21 protein-coding genes are annotated in these 25,067 nt (G+C 44.9%); 12 read left to right on the top strand and 9 right to left on the bottom strand.

Features of this window, described 5'->3' with window-relative positions; translation table 11 throughout:
• Positions 1-54: 54 nt before the first annotated feature.
• From B9G69_RS06605 to dinB, 3 genes are all read left to right on the top strand, one after another.
• A complete protein-coding gene (locus tag B9G69_RS06605) occupies positions 55-924 on the top strand; it encodes a GNAT family N-acetyltransferase (protein WP_088616289.1) in 870 nt (289 codons plus the stop codon).
• An 88-nt stretch (positions 925-1,012) separates the two neighbouring features.
• Complete coding sequence (locus B9G69_RS06600) at positions 1,013-1,858, top strand: lysophospholipid acyltransferase family protein (RefSeq protein WP_254916957.1); 846 nt, start codon at positions 1,013-1,015, stop codon at positions 1,856-1,858.
• Between the two features lie 32 nt (positions 1,859-1,890).
• Positions 1,891-2,961 carry a DNA polymerase IV gene (gene dinB, locus B9G69_RS06595; protein WP_088616291.1) on the top strand — a complete coding sequence of 357 codons (1,071 nt, stop codon included), beginning with the start codon at positions 1,891-1,893 and terminating at the stop codon, positions 2,959-2,961.
• A 299-nt stretch (positions 2,962-3,260) separates the two neighbouring features.
• Here the strand turns inward: dinB and B9G69_RS06590 are convergent, their stop codons facing one another.
• Together B9G69_RS06590 and B9G69_RS06585 are read right to left on the bottom strand one after the other, a co-directional pair.
• On the bottom strand, positions 3,261-3,620 hold the full coding sequence (locus B9G69_RS06590) for an arsenate reductase family protein (RefSeq protein WP_088616292.1): 360 nt from the start codon (positions 3,618-3,620) through the stop codon (positions 3,261-3,263).
• On the bottom strand, positions 3,613-4,680 hold the full coding sequence (locus B9G69_RS06585; protein ID WP_088616293.1) for an agmatinase family protein: 1,068 nt from the start codon (positions 4,678-4,680) through the stop codon (positions 3,613-3,615). Before B9G69_RS06585 ends, B9G69_RS06590 begins: the two co-directional genes overlap by 8 nt.
• 150 nt (positions 4,681-4,830) lie before the next feature.
• On the opposite strand from B9G69_RS06585, the gene B9G69_RS06580 reads away from it, so the two are divergent.
• From B9G69_RS06580 to B9G69_RS06570, 3 genes are read left to right on the top strand one after another with little or no spacing between them, the layout of a single operon-like run.
• Complete coding sequence (locus tag B9G69_RS06580; protein ID WP_088616294.1) at positions 4,831-6,450, top strand: peptide-binding protein; 1,620 nt, start codon at positions 4,831-4,833, stop codon at positions 6,448-6,450.
• Positions 6,451-6,474: 24 nt separating this feature from the next.
• Positions 6,475-7,509 (top strand): ABC transporter permease subunit, encoded by a 1,035-nt coding sequence (locus B9G69_RS06575; RefSeq protein WP_176400982.1) that lies wholly within the window; start codon positions 6,475-6,477, stop codon positions 7,507-7,509.
• Positions 7,506-8,534, top strand: a complete 1,029-nt coding sequence (locus tag B9G69_RS06570; RefSeq protein WP_254916958.1) for an ABC transporter permease subunit — start codon at positions 7,506-7,508, stop codon at positions 8,532-8,534. Before B9G69_RS06575 ends, B9G69_RS06570 begins: the two co-directional genes overlap by 4 nt.
• A gap of 81 nt (positions 8,535-8,615) precedes the next feature.
• Here the strand turns inward: B9G69_RS06570 and B9G69_RS06565 are convergent, their stop codons facing one another.
• The 4 genes from B9G69_RS06565 to leuS form a co-directional block, all read right to left on the bottom strand.
• Positions 8,616-9,332 (bottom strand): BON domain-containing protein, encoded by a 717-nt coding sequence (locus B9G69_RS06565; RefSeq protein WP_088616296.1) that lies wholly within the window; start codon positions 9,330-9,332, stop codon positions 8,616-8,618.
• A 154-nt stretch (positions 9,333-9,486) separates the two neighbouring features.
• Positions 9,487-10,056: a hypothetical protein gene (locus B9G69_RS06560; RefSeq protein WP_088616297.1), complete on the bottom strand. Its 570-nt coding sequence runs from the start codon at positions 10,054-10,056 to the stop codon at positions 9,487-9,489.
• 247 nt (positions 10,057-10,303) lie between these two features.
• Positions 10,304-12,208: a biosynthetic arginine decarboxylase gene (gene speA / locus B9G69_RS06555; protein WP_088616298.1), complete on the bottom strand. Its 1,905-nt coding sequence runs from the start codon at positions 12,206-12,208 to the stop codon at positions 10,304-10,306.
• A gap of 66 nt (positions 12,209-12,274) precedes the next feature.
• Positions 12,275-14,680, bottom strand: a complete 2,406-nt coding sequence (leuS, locus tag B9G69_RS06550; RefSeq protein WP_088616299.1) for a leucine--tRNA ligase — start codon at positions 14,678-14,680, stop codon at positions 12,275-12,277.
• Positions 14,681-15,153: 473 nt separating this feature from the next.
• On the opposite strand from leuS, the gene B9G69_RS06545 reads away from it, so the two are divergent.
• From B9G69_RS06545 to trmB, 3 genes are all read left to right on the top strand, one after another.
• Complete coding sequence (locus tag B9G69_RS06545) at positions 15,154-16,158, top strand: diguanylate cyclase (protein WP_088616300.1); 1,005 nt, start codon at positions 15,154-15,156, stop codon at positions 16,156-16,158.
• Positions 16,159-16,233: 75 nt separating this feature from the next.
• Positions 16,234-17,250: a cation diffusion facilitator family transporter gene (locus B9G69_RS06540; protein ID WP_254916959.1), complete on the top strand. Its 1,017-nt coding sequence runs from the start codon at positions 16,234-16,236 to the stop codon at positions 17,248-17,250.
• Between the two features lie 6 nt (positions 17,251-17,256).
• On the top strand, positions 17,257-17,967 hold the full coding sequence (gene trmB, locus B9G69_RS06535; RefSeq protein WP_176400983.1) for a tRNA (guanine(46)-N(7))-methyltransferase TrmB: 711 nt from the start codon (positions 17,257-17,259) through the stop codon (positions 17,965-17,967).
• On the opposite strand, the gene B9G69_RS06530 is transcribed toward trmB, so the two are convergent.
• Positions 17,958-18,182 (bottom strand): 2Fe-2S iron-sulfur cluster-binding protein, encoded by a 225-nt coding sequence (locus tag B9G69_RS06530; RefSeq protein ID WP_265438016.1) that lies wholly within the window; start codon positions 18,180-18,182, stop codon positions 17,958-17,960. The genes trmB and B9G69_RS06530 overlap by 10 nt on opposite strands.
• A 160-nt stretch (positions 18,183-18,342) precedes the next feature.
• Here B9G69_RS06530 and trxB point away from each other — a divergent pair, with 160 nt between their 5' ends.
• Both trxB and B9G69_RS06520 read left to right on the top strand, forming a co-directional pair.
• On the top strand, positions 18,343-19,287 hold the full coding sequence (gene trxB / locus B9G69_RS06525; protein WP_088616302.1) for a thioredoxin-disulfide reductase: 945 nt from the start codon (positions 18,343-18,345) through the stop codon (positions 19,285-19,287).
• Between the two features lie 154 nt (positions 19,288-19,441).
• The gene (locus B9G69_RS06520) at positions 19,442-19,939 is read left to right on the top strand and encodes a response regulator transcription factor (RefSeq protein ID WP_088616303.1); all 498 of its coding nucleotides are present in this window, start codon (positions 19,442-19,444) and stop codon (positions 19,937-19,939) included.
• A gap of 52 nt (positions 19,940-19,991) precedes the next feature.
• On the opposite strand, the gene B9G69_RS06515 is transcribed toward B9G69_RS06520, so the two are convergent.
• Positions 19,992-23,060: an efflux RND transporter permease subunit gene (locus B9G69_RS06515; RefSeq protein WP_265438015.1), complete on the bottom strand. Its 3,069-nt coding sequence runs from the start codon at positions 23,058-23,060 to the stop codon at positions 19,992-19,994.
• Positions 23,061-23,171: 111 nt separating this feature from the next.
• On the opposite strand from B9G69_RS06515, the gene B9G69_RS06510 reads away from it, so the two are divergent.
• Positions 23,172-23,954, top strand: a complete 783-nt coding sequence (locus tag B9G69_RS06510) for a hypothetical protein (RefSeq protein WP_088616305.1) — start codon at positions 23,172-23,174, stop codon at positions 23,952-23,954.
• Here the strand turns inward: B9G69_RS06510 and B9G69_RS06505 are convergent.
• Positions 23,951-25,054 (bottom strand): hypothetical protein, encoded by a 1,104-nt coding sequence (locus B9G69_RS06505; RefSeq protein WP_265438014.1) that lies wholly within the window; start codon positions 25,052-25,054, stop codon positions 23,951-23,953. The two genes, B9G69_RS06510 and B9G69_RS06505, sit on opposite strands and share 4 nt — an antisense overlap.
• Positions 25,055-25,067: the final 13 nt, after the last annotated feature.

Below are 25,067 nucleotides of genomic sequence, written 5' to 3'. Positions count from 1 at the left end.
TCCAAACACAATCTTAAAGCTCCACTGTTCTTCTTCTGACAATGTTAAGATAAAATGTTCGTTACTCTATTCTTGGATTCAACGGAGGAATTCAAGATGTTTACAGCACTTCAATCCTTTTATCAGCTACGCACTCACAAACTTCACAAGTTTAAATCCAAAGTTAATATCAATGTGGAAGTTGGTCCCTTTATTCTAAAAACAGTGACTGATACAGAAGAACTTCGCGAGGCCTTGGCGCTTCGGTGGGAGGTCTTTCACTCTGAGATGTTAGGAAAAAAATCAGGACGCTTAGATATCGATGAATACGATTACGACTGCGACCACTTGGTGATCAAAGAAAAGCGCACAGGCAAAGTGATCGGGACCTACCGTATCCGTTGCTCTTTACACACGAACAATTTTTATTCTTCTAATGAATTCAATATTGATACTTTGTTACAACAGCCGGGCATAAAAATCGAGTTGGGACGTGCCTGTATCGACAAAGAATTTCGCCGAGGCACGGTTATTTCGATGTTGTGGCGAGGGATTGCTGAATACATGAATGCCACCGATGCCAAATTTCTATTTGGTTGCGCCACCGTGATGACCGAAAATCCAGAGGAAGCAGCTTTACTTCAAGCATACTTCGAAGGTGAAGGCCGCATTGCGGAGGTTTTCCAAGTTCGCCCCACGGCGGATTTTTCAATGCCAAAAATTAGAGAGGCTAAGGCTCAGTACCAAGACTCACTCACGGAGACTCAGAGAGAGAAGGCTGAAGCTTTGATGCCACCGTTGTGTCGCGCTTACTTAAAGGCGGGCGCGTTCATCGGTGGTGAGCCTGCTTGGGATCGTGATTTCCGTTGTGTAGACTTCTTGACGATTCTGCAACGGGAGGACCTTAATAGCACTCTTTGGAAACGTTTTAAGATGGGTTCTTAACCAACTTTGGTTTAGTTGAAACTGAGAATCCCCCTTGTATGAAACGTGACTTGACCATTTTGTCATAAAGCATCCTATAATGGTGGACGTGGAAGCTATTACATCGACCCTTCGTGGCCTTGGCAAAACAGTCTTATTTCTAACTTTCCTACTCACGTACATCGTGACGTCGCTCTTTATCGCAGCGACGACCCGTGATCGCAATAAACGTCGCAGAAGATTTTCCGCGAATGCCAGCCGCTATTGTGGATTGATCGCTCGTGTCGCCTTAGGGATCAAGCTGACGGTCATTAATAAACCCGCGAAGAAACACGACGGCAGTTTGCTAGTCGCGAATCATATGGGCTTTGTCGATATCTTGCTTTTAGCGGGCATCGAACCCATGTCCTTTATTACTTCAAATGAAATGCGCGAAACTCCTTTTTTAGGTTTCGTCACGGAATTAGCAGGTTGCTTTTACGTCGAGCGCCGCAGTCGCACTAAAATTTTGGCAGAGATGAAACGCTTGGCAAGTTCGTTAAAAGACGGGCTGAATATTGTTTTGTATCCTGAGGCGACTTCCACAAATGGCGAGAAGGTCCTTCCATTCAAGCGCACCTTGATGATGGCTGCCACCGAGGCGGGTGTTCCGATTCAACCTGTGGTGATCAATTTCAGAAGTATTAATGGCGAGCCCTTTAATACCCGCTGGCGCGATGCAGTTTGTTGGTATGGAGACGCAAGCTTTGGAGAATATTTCTGGAAGACTTTGCGATTAAAGTCATTGGTCGCCGAGATCGAGTATTTAGATATTATCTATCCTAACCCCAACGAGGATCGTGGCGCCGTTGCCGAGAAAGCTCACGCCATGATTTCGGCGAAGTTTGTTCCGGTTCAACAGGTGGGCCCTGCTGCAGAGCAGGTCCCTACAGACCTAGAGACGGACCCGACTTGACGTTTGTGTTCTAATGTGTAAATAATATGTAAATGAAGAAGATTATCCACGTGGATATGGACTGCTTTTATGCCGCGGTCGAGGTGAAATATAATCCCGAACTCAAGGGGAAGCCTTTGGGGATTGGCGGCCCCCCAAATTCACGAAGTGTCCTTTGTACAGCTAGCTATGAGGCCCGTAAGTTCGGGGTTCGCTCAGCTATGCCTTCCTCCCAAGCCGTGCGCTTATGCCCGCAATTGATTCTGATCCCGCCCCATTTTGATTTATATAAAACTGAAAGTCGTAAGGTGCGTGAAATCTTTGAGCGCTTCACAAAAAAGATCGAACCTCTTTCTTTAGACGAAGCTTACTTGGACGTGACTGATTGTAAAGAGTTCGGGGGCAGCGCTACTTTAATCGCGCAGGAAATTCGGCGCCTTATTTTCACGGAACTAAATCTCACTGCATCAGCTGGAATCGCGCCGAATAAATTTATAGCTAAGATTGCGAGTGACTGGAAAAAACCAAATGGACAGTTTGTGGTTCGACCTCAAGATGTCGATGCCTTTGTGACAGAGCTTCCAGTGGAAAAAATTTTCGGGGTGGGTAAAGTGACTGCGCAAAAGATGCACGACCTAGGATTGCATACGCTGGGTGACGTTCAAAAATATTCAGTCCCAGAGCTTCACCGATGGTTTGGTTCTAGAGCCCAGGATTTATATGACTATGCCCGTGGTATCGATCACCGGGAAGTCATTACCGAATGGGAACGTAAATCACTCACAGTCGAAGAGACGTACAATAAAGACTTAATGACTTATGAGGAGTGCAAAGCCCGCATTCCCGGTCTGTACGAGGATTTCATCGGCCGCTTGGAGCGAGGTCAGTATCAAGACCGCGTGAAGGGTATGGTCGTGAAACTAAAGTTTTTCGATTTCAAATCCACCACTCATGAAGAAGTTATTCAAGGCATTCCGTCAGAAAATGACTTTGAGCGATTGCTCGAAAAAGCCTGGAATCGCCGAGCTGTTGCCGTTCGCTTGATTGGACTTGGAGTGCGCTTAGGTTCTGAAAAGAAAAAGGATGAATCTGTAGATTCATCCCAACTTAAATTCGCAATTTAGTTTTTATTGCGATTAATTCATTTTATCAGCTAGCCATGTTTATGATTAATTGGCCGATGTGATTTATCATATTTATCGCGATATACTTTGGTGAGCTCTTCACCTTTATTAAATTTTATAATCATCCATAGTGCTCCAAATATTGCTACCATGGTGACGATTACTACTGTGAGGCTGATCATAAAACCTCCGTCTCTTTATAAATCCATTATGGCATAAATAATTGCGAAGAAACTCGCTTAGACACCAAAGGCCTGCCAAAAATGAGAGGCCTCGGATTTTCCGTGTGATTACACAGATTAGAATTCTTTTTTCCACTCGTCTTCTTTGAAGCCCACAAGCGCAACGTCGTCACTTAAAACGAAGGGACGTTTTACAAGTTTACCGTTTTCAGACAAGAGTTTGATCGCTTCCGTTTCTGTTATAGATGGCAGTTTTTCAGAAAGCTTCATCTCTTTGTACATCACACCCGAAGTGTTAAAGAGATTGCGGATAGAGCCGCCGCGCTCTTTCAGCGCAGACAGCATCTTTTTAAGTTCCGCTTGTGACGGAGCTTTATCCACGATCGGAAGTTTTTGATAAGGGACCTTTTTAGCATCCAAAAACTTCAAGGCTTTTACACATGTCGAGCACTTGGCGTATTCATAAACCTTAAGCATTTGATTTCGCCAACCAGCCGCACATTTTGTACAGGATGCGAGCGCCTACGTTGCCGTCCCATTCAACTTCGTGGGGCTCTAAACCACCCGTGGAAACTTCATTCAAGTCGAACGCGATGATCTTGCGACCCGAAGCGTGGATTTCGCGGAACAAGAAGAAGATTTGGTCAACACTCATACCACCAGGAACTGGAGTTCCCGTGTGAGGGCAGAACGCTGGATCCAGACCATCAATGTCGAAAGAAATGTAAACATTTTGTGGAAGTTCTTTCAGGATGTCTTGGCAGATTTTCTCCCAAGTTTCGCCTTTAAGCATTCTGCGTTTCAATTCCAAGTCATAGAAAGTTTTGATGTCTTCGCGCGATTCAGAGAAATCATATTCTTCCTCGCAGAAGTCACGGATACCAACTTGAACCAGTTTTTTTGGCTTCTTTGCATCAGTCATTATGTTGTACATGATCGAGGCGTGAGATTGTTTGAAGCCTTGATAAGCCACGCGCAAATCCGCGTGAGCATCAATGTGCAAAACGCCAAAGTCGCCTTTGAATTGATCGCTCACTGCACGGATTGCACCCAATGGAGTTGAATGGTCACCACCAACCATGCCCAAAAGTTTGCCTTTTTTCAAAACGTCAGAACACTGGTCGTAAACCCATTGTGACATTTTCTCGCAAGCAGCATTAACTTCTGACGCAAGTTTGTCCATTTTCGCAGTGTCATCGCTCAAGCTTGTGCGCATGCTGATTAATTCTTGAGCAACTGCTTTGTATTTGTCGTTCATTGCCATCAGGTCCTCTGGCAACTCGCGCATGTGATAACCAACTTCATAAGCCTTTCCAACTTCGATATCGAAAAGGTCAATTTGTTCGCTGGCGTCACGGATAATTTGAGGACCACGTGAAGCGCCCTCTCCGTAAGAGGTTGTAACTTCCCATGGAACGGGCACGAGAACGACCTTAGATTCTTCCTCTGTCATCGGGATTCCGAAGATCCCAAATTCAGCAGAAATGGTCGTCGTTGGATCAAATTTAGGTGCAGTTTTTTCTGTCTTTTCAGACATTGCTTATCTCCTTGAAAATGCGCTAGAATTTATAGCATTTAAACAATGTGTCAATCGAGCAATAACTTGATTATTTTTGGCGCATAACCCATTTTAAGCCCACTTTGGGAACTATTCAATTTCCCAGCGAAATTCTTTGGAGGATACACAATGAATATGAAGGCTCTTCTGCTACTCATCTTGAGTTCAGCTTTGACCGCTCCCGCTTTCGCAACTGCACCAAATGCAAATGCACCACAAGGCGGAAATTTCGTTTATAACCTTGGTGGTGAACCAACGACTGTTCATCCAATCACGAGCACAGATATCTATGCCACTTACGTACAAGGGTATGTTTGTGACACATTGGCTACTCATGATATCGAGACATACGATTGGAAGCCTCGTTTGGCTGAAAAGTTCGAAATCTCCAAAGATAATAAAGTCTTCACATTCCACATTCGTAAGAACGCCGTTTTCCACGACGGAAAACCTGTAACTGCTGATGACGTTAAATTCTCTTTCGATGCTATCTTCAATCCAGCTTACGAGGCTGCTCACATGCGCCCGTACTACGAAGGTATCTCTAAAGTTGAAGTGGTAGATCCACAAACTGTTAAATTCTACGCTAAGGATTCTTACTTCAAGAATTTCGACTCTGCTGCGACAATGACAGTTATTCCAAAACATATTTACGGTGATGTTGCTAAGTCTAAAAAAATGAACCGTGAGTTGATCTGTGCAGGTCCTTACCAATTGACTAAGTTTGACCGTGGGCAAGTTATCCAATTGAAAAAATTCGATAAATGGTACGGTAACGGTGATGCTGCGTTCAAAGGCATGTACAACTTCGAAAACATCACTATGCGCTTCTTCAAAGACGAAAACGTAACTTTGGTAAGAGCTGAAAAAGGTGAGTTGGATTTGATCGATCTACGTATCGAATCCTTCATGAAAAAAACTTCTGGCCCAGCTTGGGGCAAAACAATCATCAAGCACAAAGTTGCCAATGATGCTCCAAAATCTTACGGTTTCGTAGGTTGGAATCAGCGCAAAGAACTTTTCCAAGACAAAAACGTCCGCTTCGCATTAGCTCACTTGCTTAACCGCGAAGAAATGAACAAAAAATTCCGTTACGGCATGTCTGACCTTGCGAACGGTGCTGTATATATCAAATCTGAATACAACCCAGGCAATAAGGCGGTTGAGTTCAACCCTAAAAAAGCTCAAGAGCTTTTGGCTAAGGCTGGCTGGGCAGACGCTGATAAAAACGGGGTTCTAGAAAAAACAATCAACGGTAAAAAAGCAGAATTCAAATTCTCTTTGATCTATGCAAATAAAGACGTTGAAAAATATTGGACTATGTATCGTGAAGACTTGAAAAAAGCCGGTATCGATATGGAGTTGAAATATCTTGAGTGGAACTCTTTCTTGAAATTGGTTGATGAAGGGAACTTCGACGCCGTGACTATGGGCTGGGGCGGCGGTTCCGTTGATCCAGATCCAAAACAAATCTGGCATTCATCTGGCGCAGTTCCGGGTGGTTCAAACTTCATCGGTTTCAAAAATGCTGAAGTGGACAAGCTAATTGACGAAGCTCGTGTTGAGCCGAACAAAGCTAAACGCGTTGTTATGCTGAAAAAAGTATACGCAAAGATCGCTGAAGAAGCTCCGTATGCCTTCCTTTTCAACGATAAGTATGAATTTTATGCAAATTCATCTCGTATGGGCACGCCTGCAGAGACATTCAAATACGAAGTTGGTAAAGACTTCTGGTGGGTTAAACCTTAATCGTTACTTCTCGGGAGTAGGACCTTGTTCGTATACCTGATCCGTCGACTTTTACTTATGATCCCGACTTTTTTCGGGATCACACTTGTGACCTTCGTGCTTATCAATTTGGCTCCAGGAAGCCCTATTGAACAAAAACTTCAGGCCATCCGCTTTGGTGCGGGTGCGACTGGAGGCGGCGGCGGAGGTTCTTCTGTAAGCAGCCGTGGCGACACGTCTGTGAACGAAGAAGTTATTGAAGCTTTAAAGAAGCAATATGGCTTCGACAAGCCAATTCATGTTCGTTATTTCATCTGGCTTAAAAATATCTCTCGCCTAGATTTTGGCGATAGCTTTACTTATCAAGAGCCCGTTATCGATGTTATCAAAAGTAAGCTTCCAGTTTCTTTGATCTTCGGTTTATTCACTTTATTACTGACCTATATCGTTTGTATTCCTCTTGGGGTTAAAAAGGCGATTACCGCTGGTAAGACTTTCGATAAGCTTTCTACTATATTATTGAACTTCACATATGCGATCCCACCATTGATCTTAGGTATCGTATTGATCGTTGTGTTCGCTGGTAAATTGAATTTGTTCCCGTTGGGTGGTTTGCAGTCTGACGACTATGAATCATTGTCGACGTTTGGCAAAATCTGGGATCGTGCTCACCACATGATTCTTCCTTTGATCTGCTACACTATCGGCGGCTTCACAGAGCTTTCTATTCTCATGAGAAACTCTATGTTGGACGTTATTAAGTCTGACTTCGTTCGTACGGCTCGTGCGAAAGGTCTTTCTGAAAAAGTTGTTACTTACAAACATGCTCTTAGAAATGCTTTGATTCCAATTGCAACTGGATTGGGTGGCTTTTTGGGTGTGTTCTTGGCTGGTTCTTTGATCATCGAGCAAATGTTCAACCTTGATGGTATGGGATTGCTTGGTTATCAGTCAGTTCTAGCTCGTGACTACAATGTTATCATGGGTATTACGTTCATTTCTGCGATGTTGATGATGGTTGGTCGTATCTTGAGCGACGTTATCTACGTGCTTATCGACCCAAGGATTGATTTCAAATGATGGATCCAATCGAAAAATATCTTATTAAGAACGAGCTTACGCTTAAGCGCTATAAACGTTTTAAACGTGATCGTATCGCCGTTGTCTCTATCTGGATTTTGCTTGCGATGTTTTTCTTCAGCTTCACTGCGGAGCTTTGGGCGAATAATCATCCTCACATCGTTCACTATAGTGGCAAGACTTACTATCCATTGTTCTTTGACTACCATCCTTCCGAATTCGGTCGCGATGATATCTATGTGATGGATTACCGTTCTCTTGAAATGAAAGAGGGCGACTGGTCAGTATGGCCAGTGATCCAATGGGATCCCTACGAAAGCAATAAATCAGTTGAAACATATCCATCAGCACCAACCAAACAAAACTGGTTAGGAACTGATGAGAGTGGTCGTGACGTGATGACTCGTCTTCTGTACGGTTTCCGTTACACGATGATGTTTGCAATCGGTGCTTGGCTTTTCACTTACTTGATCGGTATCACGATAGGTTCGGTGATGGGTTACATGGGTGGCCGTGTGGATTTGGTGGGTCAGCGTATTGTAGAGGTCGTGGAATCTGTTCCGTACCTGTTCGTATTGATCACGATTATTTCAATCTTTACTCCTAACATCGCAGTTCTTGCTGCTTTGACGGCTGTATTAGGTTGGACAGGTATCGCAGCCTATATGCGTGCACAGTTCTTGTCTTTGCGTAAGCGTGAATACGTTGAAGCTGCGTCGGCAATTGGTGCGACTCATTCTCGTATCATTGCTAAGCATATTCTTCCGAATGCATTAACTCCGATCATCACTTTCGCGCCATTCGCGATCTCTGCGAACGTATACGCGTTGTCGATGTTGGATTATTTGGGTCTTGGTCTTCGTCCTCCCACTCCTTCATGGGGTGAGTTGATGGCTCAAGCTCAAAAATGGTTCACCATTGCTGAGTGGTTGGTTTGGGGTCCGTTGGTAGCGATCGTTATCACGTTGATCCTTTTGAACAACATCGGTAAAGCAGTTCGCGACGCCTTCGACTCTAAAATGTAAAACTCTTCGCTTCAGCGAAATAAAAAAAGGGCAACGTAAGTTGCCCTTTTCTATTTCAAGCATACGACGGTAATTCCGCAATTAAGGCCGACGCTCGAAAGTTCTTCTTCCACCAAAGCGAGCTTCGGCTTCAGAATTTCGGTGCACACGGAGATGGTTGGTCACATCAACCGCTCCATAACAATTTATTGAAATATCTTCGGCCAGGTAGCGCATTTTTCGTTCTGGCACAAATCCAGTCAAAGTCACAATGCCCTCGTGGACTTCCACATCAATATCACGGGCGTCGACGTCGCGATGTTGAGCCAACGCATGGGTAATTTCATCCCGGATTTTGATATCGTTGCGATGATCGGTGCGCTGTCTGTCAGGATGGAAATCCCGCTCTGTCCAATCCTGCTCCGCCAAATTTTTTTGGCGTTTATTAGCCTCATAGTTTGAACTGGAGACGAAATCTCGAGGAAGAGGACGATTCGCATCGTGCGCATATCCGGTATTGAAGTCTGGTGAAGCGTAACGAAGGTGTTCGCGATTTTCTTCGTAATTGTAAAAATCTGCCTCGTCATTCTGTGACGAGGGATAATTGTTTTCCTTGGATGAGTCCATAGAGCGTTGATGATATTCTTTTTCGCTGCGGGCGTGTTGATTATAGCGGTGTCTTGCTTCCGCACGATTTAAGAATTTCTGTTCGCGCAGTTGTTCTTCTTCAGGAGAGAATTGGATTTCACGACGTTCACGTTGTATCGCTGCCATTTCGCGATCTCGACGGCGTGGAGCGTGGTAATTTGAGCGTTGCATCTTAAACTCCTCTGCTTGATAAGTTTAGGATGACATGGATTTTGAAAAAGAACCGAACGGGGTGTTGGGAATATTTCAGAAAACAAACATCGACAAAGACCTTTAGACCAGAAAGATCTGGTCTAAGATTTGGGCTTGGCTTCTCAGAGTCGATTTAAGGATGACGGATCATTTTGCAGAAAACTGCTGCTTGAACATTACCTGACTTATCCGAAGTACTTCCGATAACAAAAAGGTTCTTTTTCGAATCGTCGCTGCGGTAAGAATAGCGGATGTCTGTCTCGTCATAGATATGTGCTAACTGAACTTCGGTCGAAGTTTCGATACCTGGGCTTAGCTTTGAACCTGTCTTTTCAAAATGCTGCTGCATCTGTTCTGCGCTCATATCTTGATAAGGGTCTTCGTTGTAAAAGAAATTAAAGGCGCCAGCAATACCGATTTCGCTTTCGCTCTTAGCAAACACGAATCCACCGTGGTGTGCAAAGTTTGGATCAAACTGATTGCTAAGGTGAAAGCACTTGCCGGAATATCCCGTTAAACCTTGATCAGCGAAACCAGCAACGCCATGAGAGTAGCCGTCTACGATGTTCGTCATCGGTTCTGAACATACACCACCATTACAGATTGTCGTGGGATCAACGACTGCTCCTGGAGGTGGTTCTGCTTTTGCTGTTCCCGTAATTGCGCTGATAAGAATAACAAATGAGGATAGAATGTATTTCATAGACGAAGGTTCTCCAAAAAGTGCCTGTATATTAGCTTTTCAATCAGCACGGAGGCGGTCAAAAGGTACAGGGGAGCGGCCCAGCGAATTGGTATATAGTCCTGTTAGACAGCTAGCTGTAGGGATAGGTTCAGCGTTAGGTGCAACCTTACTTCTTTACCTTGAAGGTAAGAGGTACCGACGAACCTGAAAATAAAAAAGCCGACTTTTCGGTCGGCTTTTTTGAAATTCAAAATTTAATTTCGGCTTACTCAGCTTCTTCGAGGTAAGTGTAACCAGAAAGACCTTCTTCGTAGTGCTTGATCAAAAGCTTCGCTTCTTGCTTAGTGATCGAACCTTTTTGGATAGACTCTTCTGTCGCTTGGCGAACGTTGTCCACCATTTCCGAGCGACCGTACTGAACGTATGACAATACTTCAGTCACTGTGTCGCCTGGAACGTAGTGGTCGATCGTGTAACCAACACCATTCAAAGAAATATGAACTGCGTCTGTATCGCCGAACAAATTATGAAGGTCACCCAGGATTTCTTGATAAGCACCAGTTAGGAAAACGCCCAAATAATACTGGTCGCCATCTGTGAATTTGTGCAGGCGGATTGTTTCCTTTGGCTCGCCAGATTCAGTGTCGATGAATTTTTCGATGACACCGTCAGAGTCACAAGTCAAATCCGCAAGTGTCGCTTCACGTGCAGGCTCTTCACCCAAGCGGTGGATAGGCAATACCGGGAACAACTGTCCAACCGCCCAAGAATCTGGAAGAGATTGGAACAAAGAGAAGTTTGAGTAGTAAGTGTCGCACAACTCTTTAGACAATGCAGAGATGATGTCTTCAGTGTCTGGAACAGTCTTCGCCAATTTCACCATCTTTGTTGCGATCGTGAAGTACATGGATTCGCACCATGCACGTTGCTCAAGTGAAAGAACGCCATATGTGAAAAGCTGCAAAGTTTCGTTCTTAGATTGCTCAAGGTCATTGAAGCATTCGTTGATATTATCTTTGTTAACTTTTTCGTAGATGTACTGCATGTCTTGCATGATTGAAGGATCACCCTTCGTTGCAGGACGTGGAGGTTCATTGCGGTGAAGGTCATTCATGCCCAAAACGTTGAATACCAAAACCGAGTGATGGGCCACTAAGAAGCGGCCAGACTCAGTTACGATGTTTGGATGTGGAATGCCTTTTTCATCGCAAAGAGTTTGAACCGTAGAAACGATGTCGTTCGCATATTCTTGTTCAGAATAGTTCACAGAGCTGTCAGAGTGACCTGAACCGTCATAGTCGATACCAAGACCGCCACCCACGTCCAAATACTTAAGACCCGCGCCCATTTTATAAAGCTCAACGTAGAAACGAATGCCTTCTTTTAAAGAAGATTTAATGGATTGGATTGCAGGAACTTGAGAACCGATGTGGTAATGCATCAACTCCAAGCAATCAAGCATGCCTTCTGCTTTCAAATATTCAACACCATCAACGATCTCAGTCGCAGTCAAACCGAACTTAGAACGAGCGCCTGAAGAATCAACCCATTTACCAGCACCTTGAGTGTTCAATTTCGCACGGAAACCGATTTTTGGACGAGTGTTGAATTTCTTCGCCACGTCCACGATCATTTTCAATTCTTCTTTACGGTCAACGACGATGATCGTGTTGCGACCTAGTTTTTGAGAAAGGATTGCCGTTTCGATGTATTCAGCGTCTTTGAAACCGTTGCAGATGATCAACGCATTTTCAGTGTTCATCAATGCAAGAACGACAAGAAGTTCTGGTTTAGAACCACATTCAAGACCCATGCTGAAGTCTTTGCCGTATTTTACGATTTCTTGAACCAAGTGACGTTGTTGATTCACTTTGATCGGGTAGACACCGTTGTAGTTACCTTTGTAACCGTGGTCAGCAAATGCCTTTTTAAAGCAGCCGTTCAAAAGCTCAACGCGTGATTTGATGATGTCGGGGAAACGGATCATGATAGGAACGCGAATACCGCGGTCTAAAAGATCTTGAGTCAATTCGTGCAGGTCTACCGAAGGACCCGTTGCACCCATTGGAGTAACTGAAACAGTTCCCGTCGAATTAATTCTGAAATAACCGTTGCCCCAGTTGTTGATACCGTAAAGCGCCGCGCTTTTTTCAGGACTCCAATTAGACATCTTCGTTGGCCCTCGCATCCCCCGGGTTGTCCGGAGTTGTTATGCTAGGGCCATCCAAAGATTGCCCTAAGCTTTGATAATCAGATTCAAAATCTTTCCAGCTTTGTAGATCACCTTATCAGGATCTTTGCCAGAAAGTGCAGAATTAACACCAGGCACGGCTTTCGCCGCGGTCAGTGCTTCCTCTTCAGAAGCAGCCACCCCAATTTCGATCGTGCCGCGCATTTTTCCATTCACCTGCACGCCGATTGTCACAGTGTCGTCAGCGCAAAGGTTACTATCATAACTTGGCCAAGGAGCCAAAGAGCAAAGTCCCTCACCACCCATTTTTTCCCACAATTCTTCAGCCATGTGCGGAGCAAATGGAGCCAGAATTTGCGCGAGTGGTTTTAGAACCAGTTCAGAGCTGCAGTCAGCCTTGTAAAGGTCATTTACCAGGATCATCATCGCCGCGATAGCCGTGTTAAAGCTCATGCTTTCCACGTCCTCAGTGACTTTTTTGATCGTTTTATGAAGTAATTTCTCAATCGCTGGAGGCAAAGCCTCCTTCGTCGCTACATAATTGCCGTCGTCAGAAACAACCAGGCGGCCTACACGGTCCAAGAAGCGTTTTACCCCATCGATCCCAGTTGGAGACCAAGGTTTATCTGCGTTCAAAGGACCCATAAAGCTGATGAAGGTTCTCAACGCATCTGCACCGTGGGTTTTCGCCACATCATCCGGAGAAATCACGTTTCCACGAGATTTTGACATCTTTTGGTTATCTGGCCCCAAGATCATCCCTTGGTGAGCTAGCTTTTTGAAAGGTTCGTCATGAGTCACAAGACCGCAATCGAAAAGAACCTTCATCCAGAAGCGTGAGTATAACAAGTGACCTACCGTGTGCTCCGGTCCGCCTACGTATAAATCCACCGGCATCCAGTATTTTTCCGCCTGAGGATCAAATGGAGCTGCATCGTTGTTTGGATCAATATAGCGCAAGAAGTACCAAGAAGAACCCGCAGCACCCGGCATCGTGTCTGTCTCGCGACGACCTGTTTCGCCGTTTTTACCTTTGTAATTTACCCATTCGTGAATTTTCGCAAGGGGAGCCTCGCCAGTTTCAGAAGGTTCATAATCAGCAACTTCAGGAAGCATCACTGGAAGTTCGTCGTATGGAACGCCCATCTGTTTGCCGCCCTCAAGGTTGACGATTGGGAACGGTTCGCCCCAATAGCGTTGGCGAGAGAATAACCAGTCACGAAGTTTGTATTGAACTTCACGCGTACCTAATTTGGCGTTTTCCAAGTGAGCGATCATTTTGCTGATAGCTTCCGTCTTAGTAAGACCATTTAGGAAATCAGAATTAACAAGTTTGCCGTCGCCCTCGAAAGGCAAAGTGTCGCCACCTTCAAGTACACGCTTCACAGGTAAGTTGAATTTCGTTGCAAATTCGTGGTCGCGAGCATCGTGACCAGGAACCGCCATGATCGCACCTGTTCCGTAGTCAGTGAGAACGTAGTCAGCAATCCAGATCTCGACAGATTCACCATTTACTGGGTTGATCGCGTGCGCACCTGTGAAGACGCCGGTTTTTTCAGTCGTAGCTTTACGCTCAACTTCAGATTTGCGAGACGTCGCTAAAACATAATCTTCAACAGAAGCATGTTGTGGTTGAGTCGTGATGCGCTTAACCAGTGGATGTTCCGGCGCCAAAACCATAAAGCTAACACCGAACAAAGTATCAGGACGCGTCGTGAACACTTCAAAAGACAAATCAGCTTCGTCTTTCACCTTGAACATCACACGTGCACCTTCAGATTTACCAATCCAGTTACGTTGTGCTTCTTTCGTGCGCTCTGGCCAATCAACTTTATCCAGGTCGTTCAAAAGACGTTCAGCGTAGTCCGTGATTTTAAGCATCCACTGTTTCATTGGAACGCGAATGACCGGGTGACCACCGCGTTCCGACTTGCCATCGATAACTTCATCATTCGCCAAAACTGTTTTAAGTTCTGGACACCAGTTCACAGGAACTTCTTTTTGATAAGCAAGTCCACGCTCATAAAGTTTCAAGAAAATGAATTGAGTCCATTTGTAAAACTTAGGCTCAGCCGTAGAAATCTCGCGGCTCCAGTCAAAGCTAAATCCAAATGACTGAAGAGTCTTACGGAAGCTCTCGATAGCTTTTTCAGTCGTGATCGCTGGATGAATCCCAGTTTGAATAGCGTACTGTTCCGCAGGCAAACCAAACGCATCGTAACCCATCGGATGAAGAACGTTGAAACCCTTCGCGCGCTTATAGCGAGAAACAATATCGCCCGGAGTGTAAGAAGCCATGTGACCAATATGCAAACCCGACCCCGATGGATAAGGAAACATATCAAGCGCATAGTACTTCGGCTTAGAAGACGTCGCCTCAGCCTTAAAAGCCTGCGCATCCGCCCATTTTTTCTGCCACTTCTTCTCAATCTCAGTAAAATTCAAACTCATAAAAAAACACCCCAAGAAGCTCAATTTAGATCAAACATAACTATCGAAAAATCCTCGGCAATTCAACGAGAAATCAAAATGACCGATACCCCCAAGTAAGCCCCAAATTCTCGAATAAACCTCAGGCAACTCCAACTGCATTTCTCGTCGATATTTTTTGCCCGAATTGAATCCTATTGAGTCTAAGAACTAGTAGATTGCTCCTCCCCAAAATCTTCGTGGAGTCTGGTGGGTGGGAAGGGGTAGTTAGTTGCAAGTTCCGCAGCGAGCCAAAGGTCAGAGTTCAAAAAGTCCTGAACTGAAACGAGCGAGGACTGTCCGAAGCAAATAACTACCCCTTCCCACCCGTCAGGCGACTCCCCAAAGATCGAGGTCGAGGGGGCAAAATCAACCCAGTACATAAGACTGAATTTTGGACTCAACAAGAGCCAAAACTAAACCGAAGAGAACGTCAAAGTTATACTGGTGTGCAGATGAGTGGTTTTGAAACTAGTAATAAACATCCAAAAAGTCGCCGCATTTTAGTAATCGACGACGATCCAGACAGTTTGGAAATTCTGTTGGAGCCTCTCCGTTGGGAAGGCTACGACGCGCGTGGAGTAACGACTGAAGGTGAGGCTCATAAGCTGATCGAGTCGTGGATTCCTCATGTGGTCATTTTGGATTGGATGGCGCAATCGATGGCGGGCCTTCGTGTTCTTCGCACGATCCGTGAACGTTTGTCGCATGTTTCATGTGTTTTCGTGTCTGAAAATTCTCACACCGAAGCGATCATCGAAGCCCTGGATTCAGGTGCTGACGACTATATTGTAAAGCCCTTTGTTCCTCTTGAGTTGCTAGCGCGCATTCGTTCTCAACTGCGCATTCGTGATCTTCATGAGCAGTTGTTGTTTGCGAACGAAAGACTTAAAGAAATGGTCGATACAGATGATTTAACGAATCTGTACAACATGCGCTCTCTTTACCAACGCCTTGAGTTCGAGATGGAGCGTGCAAGACGCTTTGGTCGTGACGTCTGCGTGGTGATGATGGATATGGACTATTTCAAAACCGTGAATGACGGACATGACCACTTGTTCGGAAGTTATGTGCTTTCGGAAGTGGGTAAAATCATTCGTGCTTGTACTCGTAACATTGATATTCCGGCACGCTATGGCGGTGACGAATTTCTTGTCGTGTTGACGGAGACCAACCACGAAGGCGCGGTGCATTTCTGCGAACGCTTACGTGAAAATATTGAGAAAACAACCTTCCGTAATGGCGAAGATTCTATCAAGCTAACCGCTTCGTTAGGTTTTGCAATCACGGTTCCTGGAGAAAATATTGGCCCGAAAGAGCTGGTTCGTCGTGCCGATCACGCTTTGTACGATGCCAAACGCAGAGGTCGTAATCAGGTTAGCTATTACAAACCAGAAGACGCTGGAAACAAAGTGGTGGAGATCCTTCCACCGTCTTTGGCTCGTAAGAAAACCGGCTAATTGCCTAAAGGCAGCAGTGCTGATCGAGCTAATCAACAAGTAATTATAAATTCATTGACTGTTTAAGAGGGAACTATGAAAACCCTCTTTATGGTCACAACTTCTTCCACTCATTCAGATAAAATTCGTAACAGAGCCGCGTGGGTTTCTGCCATCGCAAGTTTTCTGATTTTCGCAATGAAAGTGGCAGCCTATCGAATGACAGGTTCGGCTGCGGTGCTGTCCGATGCGTTGGAAAGTATCGTGAATGTGATCGCCTCCTTGGTCGCATTATACGTAATTTGGTTTTCTGCGCAGCCCGCGGATCGCGAGCATCCGTACGGGCATGGTAAGGCAGAATATTTCTCTGCCGCCTTCGAGGGCGGCTTAATTTTCTTTGCTGCTTTGCTGATTATTTATGAATCAGTGAAAGCTTTGATTTTCCCTAAAGCTCCACAGCAGTTGGAAATAGGTATTGCGATCGTTTCGGGAGCAGCTTTTCTAAATTTCCTATTGGGAATTTATCTAAAACGGGTCGGCAAAGCTCATCACTCGGATGCTCTACAGGCTAGCGGCGCCCATGTTTTGTCAGATGTGATCACCACTGTTGGGGTCATCGTTGGTTTGGGATTGGTTTTACTTACAAACATTCAGTGGCTTGATCCGGCCATTGCTATTTTGATCGGTCTGCAACTGGGATGGTCAGGTTATAAAATAGTTCGCGAGTCGATGGGTGGATTGTTGGATGAAATCAGCCCAACTTCATTGAATGAATTAGGCGAAGCTTTAGAGAAAAACCGTCGTCCTGGAATCATCAATATTCACCAGCTTCGTATCATGCGAAATGGCCGTTTCCATCACGTGGATGCCCATTTAGTGGTGCCCGAGTATTGGGATGTGGCGAAAGTTCATATTGAATCTCAGGATTACGAAAAAGCGGTGGTCAGGGATTATATTTTTGATGGGGAGCTGGCGTTTCATGTGGACCCTTGTAAAAAATCCTACTGTACAGAGTGTGATATGCCTAATTGCCCGATTCGTTTGCATCCATTTAAGGCTCTTCGTCCGTTCACAGTGAAAAGCTTGACCGAAGGGCCCCCAGAGTCTACTTAGTTCGGCATGACAGACGCTCCTATTTCCACAAAACGTAGAATCAATGTAACTACAGACCTTCCTCACCAAACGGATTACACGTTGGCGTTGAACGGTGAATATTCTCACATCGCTTTTGATGAAATGCGTGTGTTGGCAAATAAGGGAAAATGGCGTTCTGACGTTTTCAAAAAAGATGAATCTGTTCCTATGGATTTGGAAGTAGGTACGGGTAATGGAACTCACTTCGCGTATTATGCACAGAAGAATCCAAATCGTCTGCTTGTGGGTCTGGAACTAAAATACAAACCTTTGATTCAAACGATCCGTCGTGCTGACAAGGCAGGCTGCAGAAACGCGGCAGTGGCTCGGTTCCACGCTTTCAATCTGACGGATATTTTTGTTCCCGGTGAGCTGGATAATGTGTTTATTCATTTCCCAGATCCATGGACCTCTCCCAAAAAACCTAAGAATCGTTTCGTGCAAAAACTGAATTTAGATATTTTGTTCGATCTGCAAAAGCCAGGTTCGATCATTGAATTCAAAACAGACTCTTTGGTTTATTTCGATTGGGCGATGGATGAGATTCGTCAAAGCAAGTACAACATCTTGTTTGAAACTCGTGATTTGCATAACTCACCGATTAAGGCTGAAAATTTCGAGACAGCTTTCGAAAAGATCTTTTTGCGCGAAGGTATCTTGATCAACTTCGTGCGTTTGCAAAAGCCTCACCAGTAAGACGCATCTACAGTAATGTCCCCAAGAACTTCAACCTGGCAGCTGATGCGGCTGCCAGCGGGGACCTTTTTCGTTTCGCTTAGAAACTTTTCTGTCTCATTTTCGGGCGATAAATTCTCAGCTCCCGAAATTATCTGAATGCGACATTTCGCACAAACCCCATCGCCAGAACAGCTGGACGCCACCGGGAGCCCGCCTTTAAGCAGGGCTTCCATGAGATTCGCTCCCGTTTCAACGGTCATGGGCTCTCTAGGTTTATTAAATGAAATCAGAGGCATGTCCCATTGTAGCTGACGCAGTCCAAAACAAGCAAAGAAGTAATGAAATGGGGCCTATTTGTGATAGGCTTTAAGCGTCTTTTCCCACGAGGTATTTATGTCTGAAGATCAAAAAATTGAAAACGTCATCATCATCGGATCTGGACCTGCGGGTCTTACTGCTGCAGTTTACACGGGTCGTGCAAACTTGGAGCCTTTGATGATCGAAGGTGAAGAAGCTGGTGGTCAGTTGATGATCACAACTGAAGTTGAAAATTACCCAGGTTTTGAACACGGGGTAACCGGTCCTGACTTGATCTCTGTGATGAGAAAACAAGCAGAGCGTTTCGGCACTCGCTTTATCACACGCAACGTAACGAAGGTTGATTTTTCACAACGTCCTTTCAAGGTTTGGGTGGGTGAGAAACTTCATTTGGCAAAATCAATTATCATTTCTACGGGTGCAAGCGCCAAGTACTTGGGTTTGCCTTCTGAAAAAACTTATATGAATCGTGGTGTTTCAGCTTGTGCGACTTGCGACGGCGCCTTCTTCCGCAATCAAGAAATCATCGTCGTTGGTGGTGGAGATACGGCAATGGAAGAAGCGCAGTTTCTGACTCGTTTTGCTTCTAAAGTTTATGTAGTTCACAGACGCGATCACTTCCGTGCTTCTAAAATTATGGCGGATAGAACGATGAAAAATCCAAAGATCCAAGTGATCTGGGATTCCGAAGTCGTCGAAGTTTTGGGTGACGGTAAATCAATGACCGGTGCTAAAGTTCACAACATCAAAACTGGTGAGACTCAGACAATGAACGTGACTGGTTTGTTCATTGCTATTGGCCACAAACCGACGACTGATTTGTTCAAAGGTATGTTGGATATGAACGAAACGGGTTACCTAGTAACTCAACCAAACACGACCTATACAAACATTCCTGGTGTATTTGCAGCCGGAGACGTGCAAGATTCAGTATATCGTCAAGCAATCACGGCAGCGGGTACAGGATGTATGGCAGCGATCGACGCCGAAAGATGGCTAGAAGCCCAAGCTCACCACTAAAAACTGGTGAAAATGGCCCAATTGACTGCGTTGTCGTAATTGGTCCTCGCTTCGACGTGCTGGGAGCACGCCTGCGCTGCGGGCCAACTCCTCCGCCTTGCGCTTGGACCATTTTGACCAATTTTGAAGAGAATGTTTTTTTAAAAGGGATTTTATGAAAGACAAAAGAATTAACACCAAGGATTTGGTTAATAAGATTGAAAAGATCACGAAGGCTCGTATTGCGAGTCAAGATGTGGTTGATTTGGATCAGTTCCGTGAGGCTAAGAAAAAGCTAGATCCTAAAGTGATCTTGGTGATCGAGGACGACGAGACAATGCGTTCCGCGATGAAAAGAATCCTTGAAAGTGAAGGCTATGTGACTAAGCTTGCGGCTGATGCCACAGAACTTTCAACTGTGTTGGATGATCATCCAGTGGATTTGATTCTTTTGGATGTTGGTCTGCCATGGGTAAATGGTTTTGAGCTTGCGCAATTGCTTAAAGAAAACAAAGACCTTAAAAAGATTCCTTTGGTATTTGTTTCCGGTAAAGCGTCTGAGGAAGACATGAAGCAAGCGTTCGAAATCGGGGCAGATGATTACATCAAGAAACCTTTCGACGTCGATAAGCTTAAGAAGACAGTGGAAACGCTTCTTAAGATGAATCCTTAAATTAAAGTTTTAAATTAAAAAAGGGATCGCTAGAAATGCGATCCCTTTTTTTTTAAAGTTTTACTTCTTTGGTTCGCTCAAGGGGTGTCAGCATCAAATACAAAGCTGGTACCACAAACAGAGTCAAAATCGTTGATACGATCGTACCGCCGACGATGGCCAGACCCATCGGCAAGCGGGTTTCAGAGCCGATGCCTGTTCCCACGATCAATGGGGCTGCAGCAGCAATCGTTGCGACAGAAGTCATCAGAATGGGTCTTAAACGGACCGGGCAGGCTTCAAGGATTGCAGACATGATGCTTTCCTTATTATGTTTTCGAACTTGATTTGTAAACTCCACAAGCAGGATTGAGTTCTTTTTCGCGATACCCATCAATACAATCAAACCGATGAAGCTAAACAGGTTCAGGGACACATCAAAGATCCATAAGGCCATCAAAGCACCACTCACACTGAACGGAAGCGCCACAAGCACGGCGATCGGGTGAATGAAGGAGTTGAATTGCACTGCCAGGATCAGATAAGCCACCAAGATTCCCACGGCCAGGGCCGAGTAAAGGCTTTGGAAGGATTGTGCAAAACCAGCAGAGGCACCTTCAAGGGCGTATGAATACCCGGGCGGTAAAATCTCTTTAGCAATCTCTGCCGTTCTTTGCAAAACTGCTGACTGAGATTGGCCTGGATACAAGTTACCAAAGACAGAAATCGCACGTTGACGATTAACACGGCTGATACTTTGGATGGCCCCTGACTCTTCAATTTTCACAAGTTGCGACAACGGAATCAAATTCCCAAAGTTATTGCGCACATAAAGTCTTTTGAAATCGCTTTCTTTCTGAACTTGGTCTTCATTGATTTTAAATCTGACATCATAACGGCGCCCATCCGCAGTGTAGCGTCCCTGGCGAAGCCCTCCAATACCAGCTTGTAAAAGCTCACCCACGGTTTCAATAGAAACACCACGGTCAGCCATAGCTTTGCGATCCGGCTTTAAAATCAACTCTGGGATTCCTGATCTGAAATCACTGTCCAAATCCACAGCCAATTTTTCTTTTTCTAAGCGCTCAATCAGTTCTTGGGATTTCTTTTGCAGAATATCTAAATCAGAGCCTCTTAAATTGATAGCTAATGGATTCTGACGACCTGACGAAAGGTTTCGTGCAGAAACGTCACGCATTGAAATTCTCATGCCTTTAACAGCTTTAAACTTTTGGCGCAGATCATTCATGATTTGCACGTGATTTTGTTCACGTTCGGCACGAGGTTTTAACGTCACTGGGATAAAGGCCTGATTGACATTCGACGATCCGCCACCTCCACCGATCGAGGTTACAAAACCTTCGATATTGGGATTCTGATGCAGGATATCTTCCATTTGTTTAGCCATATCACTTGTCGCCTGCAAAGAAGTTCCAGGTGCAGCTTGCGCGTTGATCACGATAAAGTTTTGATCTTGCGCAGGCACGAATTCCTGACGGACCTTCGTGACTAAAAACATCGAAATCGTAAAGAAAATCAAGGATGCAATCACAACCGCATATTTCCAGTTTAATGTTATTTTCAAAACTTTTTGATAGGCGTGTGAGAAGTTTTCAAATACCACATCCAAGTAATGTTCCAGTTTTGAAACCTTTGGCTCGCTGCTAAGGAATGCAGCTGCACGCATCGGGGTGATCGTCACTGCTTCAAGCAGTGACAATAAAACAGCAGCACTCATCGTGATACCGAATTGGAAGAAAAACTTGCCGATAATTCCGTCCATGAAAACCACGGGTAAGAAAACGGCAACGACGGCTAAAGTTGCAGCAATAGCTGCTGGCAAAACTTCTTTCGAACCATCAGAGGCTGCTTTTGCAGAGCCCTTGCCCATTCGATAATGGCGAATGATGTTTTCTAAAAGCATAATGGCATCATCCACGACGATTGAGATGGAAAGAGTTAATGCCAAAAGGGTAAAGAGATTTAACGTGAATCCCGAGAAGTATAGAATCGTAAAAGTGCCGACAATCGAGGTCGGAATTGAAAATAGGATATTAATCGCCGCAGGAATGCTTCCTAAGAACAAGAAACAGATAACGATTGTTATTAAAGCGGCTACCCAAAGTTTTTCCAATGTGAGATGAACGGTCGCCTCTGTTGAACGGGTATAATCGACATTGATTCGATAGTTGTACCCTTTGGGAAAGCTATCTTTAATTTCAGCCAGTTTTTTATGAACGGCATCAGCAACTTGAACTTCATTTGTTCCGCGTTGCTTACGAACTTGCATAGCGACTGCTTGTCGACCTTCAAAGCGAGCGATACGACGGACATCAGATAGGCCGTCCTCCACTCTGGCAACGTCACGAATATAGATGGCACGGTCTTCTTGAATTCTCTGACCCCCACGATTCAGAATTTGAATATCACCAACCTCTTTGGTGTTTGTCGCTTCACCAAGCCATCGCACACGCAGTTCACGGTCTTTCTCGGTGAACTGACCTGCGGCACTTTCTAAATGCTGACTTGCAAGAGCTGCAACAACGTCATTAACGGTTAGATAATTTTTCGCGAGCTTATCAACATCCAACCAGATGCGCAGATTTCTTTCACTGAATCCACCAATGCTGACTTCACCGATTCCCGGCAAGAAGCGTAATTGATCCAAAAGATAATTGTTGGTCCAATTAAGCATATCCTTCAGGGAAGCGTCACCATAGATGGAAACGATCATGATGGGGTCTTCTTCGGGGTTTTGTTTTCTGACTACGGCAGGGTCAACACCTTGTGGAAGACGGAGTTGGCTTAAAGCTGTTTGTACCTCTTGAAGAACCACATCAACATTTCGGTTGATGTCAAATTCCAGAGTGACCACTCCCGTACCTTGACGAGCGGAGGAGCGCATTTCTTTGATACCTTCTATGGCAAGAAGTCGCTCTTCGATCGGATCGACAAGTTCCGCCTCGACAACCTCTGGGGCTGCTCCTTCGTAGGTAACCGACACGCTGACGATAGGAAAATCCACGTCAGGCAGTTGGCTGATACCCATGCGATTCATGCAAATAGCCCCAAAGACGATTAGGGCAAACATGATGACCCAGGCAAAGACGGGTCGACGAATGGAAAGATCAATCAAGTTCATGTATTCCTCCGTGATTTCCTAGCTTCCCCAATCAATAAGGTGAGAGCAAACACTTTTACCTTAAATAAACTTAGGCTACTGAATTGCATAGAAATCCAATCGGAGACTCAGATGCGATTAAAGAAATTTTGGCTTTCAATTAGAATGGCCCTAATTGTCGCTGTCGTTTTATTCGACAGTGGTCATGCCTTTTCTTTTGCTCAGACTTCGTCTTCACAAATGGAAATTGCCCTGCTTTCTGAGCAGGGTTTCCAAAGTTGGAAGTGGACGGAGTCGAACTGTGACAACTGTCAAATTATGATGGTCCCTCAGTCCGATGACGTCAGCACCATTAAGGTTCGTAGATTTATTCAAGCATTGGCGGTCAATAAAGCAGATCTGCAAAAGATGTTAAAGGTGAGCGGTGAAGAATACACATTATTGGCTCATATTTCTGTAGGTATATTGGGTCGCGAAACAAGATTCGGGGAAAGTGTACGTTATAAGTTCAAAGAGTCAGCACCTTGGATTGTGAGCCTGGCTAAGCTCATGCGCTCGTTAGCAACAGATAAAGAAGTCAGCCCCAACAGTCGAGGTCTGACCCAAATTAAGTTTCTTCCTCAGGATGTTGCTGATAAATACGGAATCACTCCAGATAACTTAGATATTCCCGAAAATGCTGCCATTGCAACGATGGGATACTTGATCAACGCTTTGAAACAATTGAAAATAAGAATCAAAACTTATCACTTAGATCACATCACTCCAGATCGATATGCAGATTATTTGCCTTATATTTACTTTGGTCGTTCAAAAGCGTTGATCGAAAAGACAGCGATCCCTGAGCAGAATAACTATGTGCAAGCTTTGAAAAAGTATATGGCTATGATCCAAGTTTTTGAAAGACAGCCTTAGTTTGCCACTGTCATTCCAGTGATACATTTCGTATAAAGGCTGGTTCCCGCAAAGGGAACTGAACCTACCCGGGTCAGAGTCTTTGTCGTTGGATCAAAGGTGAAACGTTCAATTCCATTTGCAAGCGTGGTTGAACCATTCGCTACAAAGATACTACCAGTTGTCGAGTCATAAGCCATGGCAGAAATCCCACGTAATACAGATGAGTTTTCATAAGCCTTGGTTGCACCAGTAATAGTGCCAGATGTTTCATTCACATCATACGCATAAATATAATCTTGAGCAGCGGTGCTGCTTGAATAAGATACTAGCAAGTATCCTGTATTAGCCGTTGTCTCTGAGGAAATATAAATCATGGCTGTGGGGAATGTTGTCGTCGCAGGAGCGGTGACGGCCGAGCTGCAATCCGCGCTGGCAGAATATCCATTCGTACTATTAATAAAGACAACACGATTGTTGGGTGTAGCAGCTGCGTGTGCAAAAATATATTTTGAATTTGGCAGGGCCACGACGGCAGAAATAAGGGTGTTGGAAATAAGGGTGTTGTTAGTTGTGCCGCATGTTCCGCCTGTTGGAGCATTGATGAAAGCGTTGGCACCCACCGTTACTCGTCCTTTGCTGGAACTCAGTTTTTCAGCTGCTGCACTTTTTGAAATAAGAATTCCCCCGTCTGGAGTACGAACCATGTCGCGAACAACGTGGCCTGCTGTCGTGGTAAGAATAGTTGAATCAGTTAAATATGTAGCAAACGAATTGCCACCCTTTTTCTTAACCAGGTCAATGCGACGATTAAAACTGACAGGGTTTTCGACTAAGACTAACAGGTTTTGGCTGTCATAATCGATCACACTTTGCGGGCGATCAGAGGAGTTGACAGTATTGTAGTCCATGAGGATTTCATCAACCACTCCCGTGGAAAGATTTAATTTGCTGAGAGTGCGTGAAGGAGTTTCAGCGGTTAGGCCGCTTCCCACATAACAACTTCCTGATGTGATATAGAGGTGCTGGCCAGAGCTAGAGGCGTCCTCAACTTTCGGTTCGCAGGCAGCTAGACCCAAAGACAGGCTTACCATCGTAGTTACTAGAATGAAATTCTTCATGAACTCTCCTCAA

It is taken from the genome of Bdellovibrio sp. SKB1291214, from assembly GCF_002209355.2.
In the GTDB taxonomy this organism is placed as follows: Bacteria; Bdellovibrionota; Bdellovibrionia; order Bdellovibrionales; family Bdellovibrionaceae; genus Bdellovibrio.
Note: the sequence above shows the minus strand (reverse complement) of the source record. Positions and strands in the feature narration are given on the sequence as shown.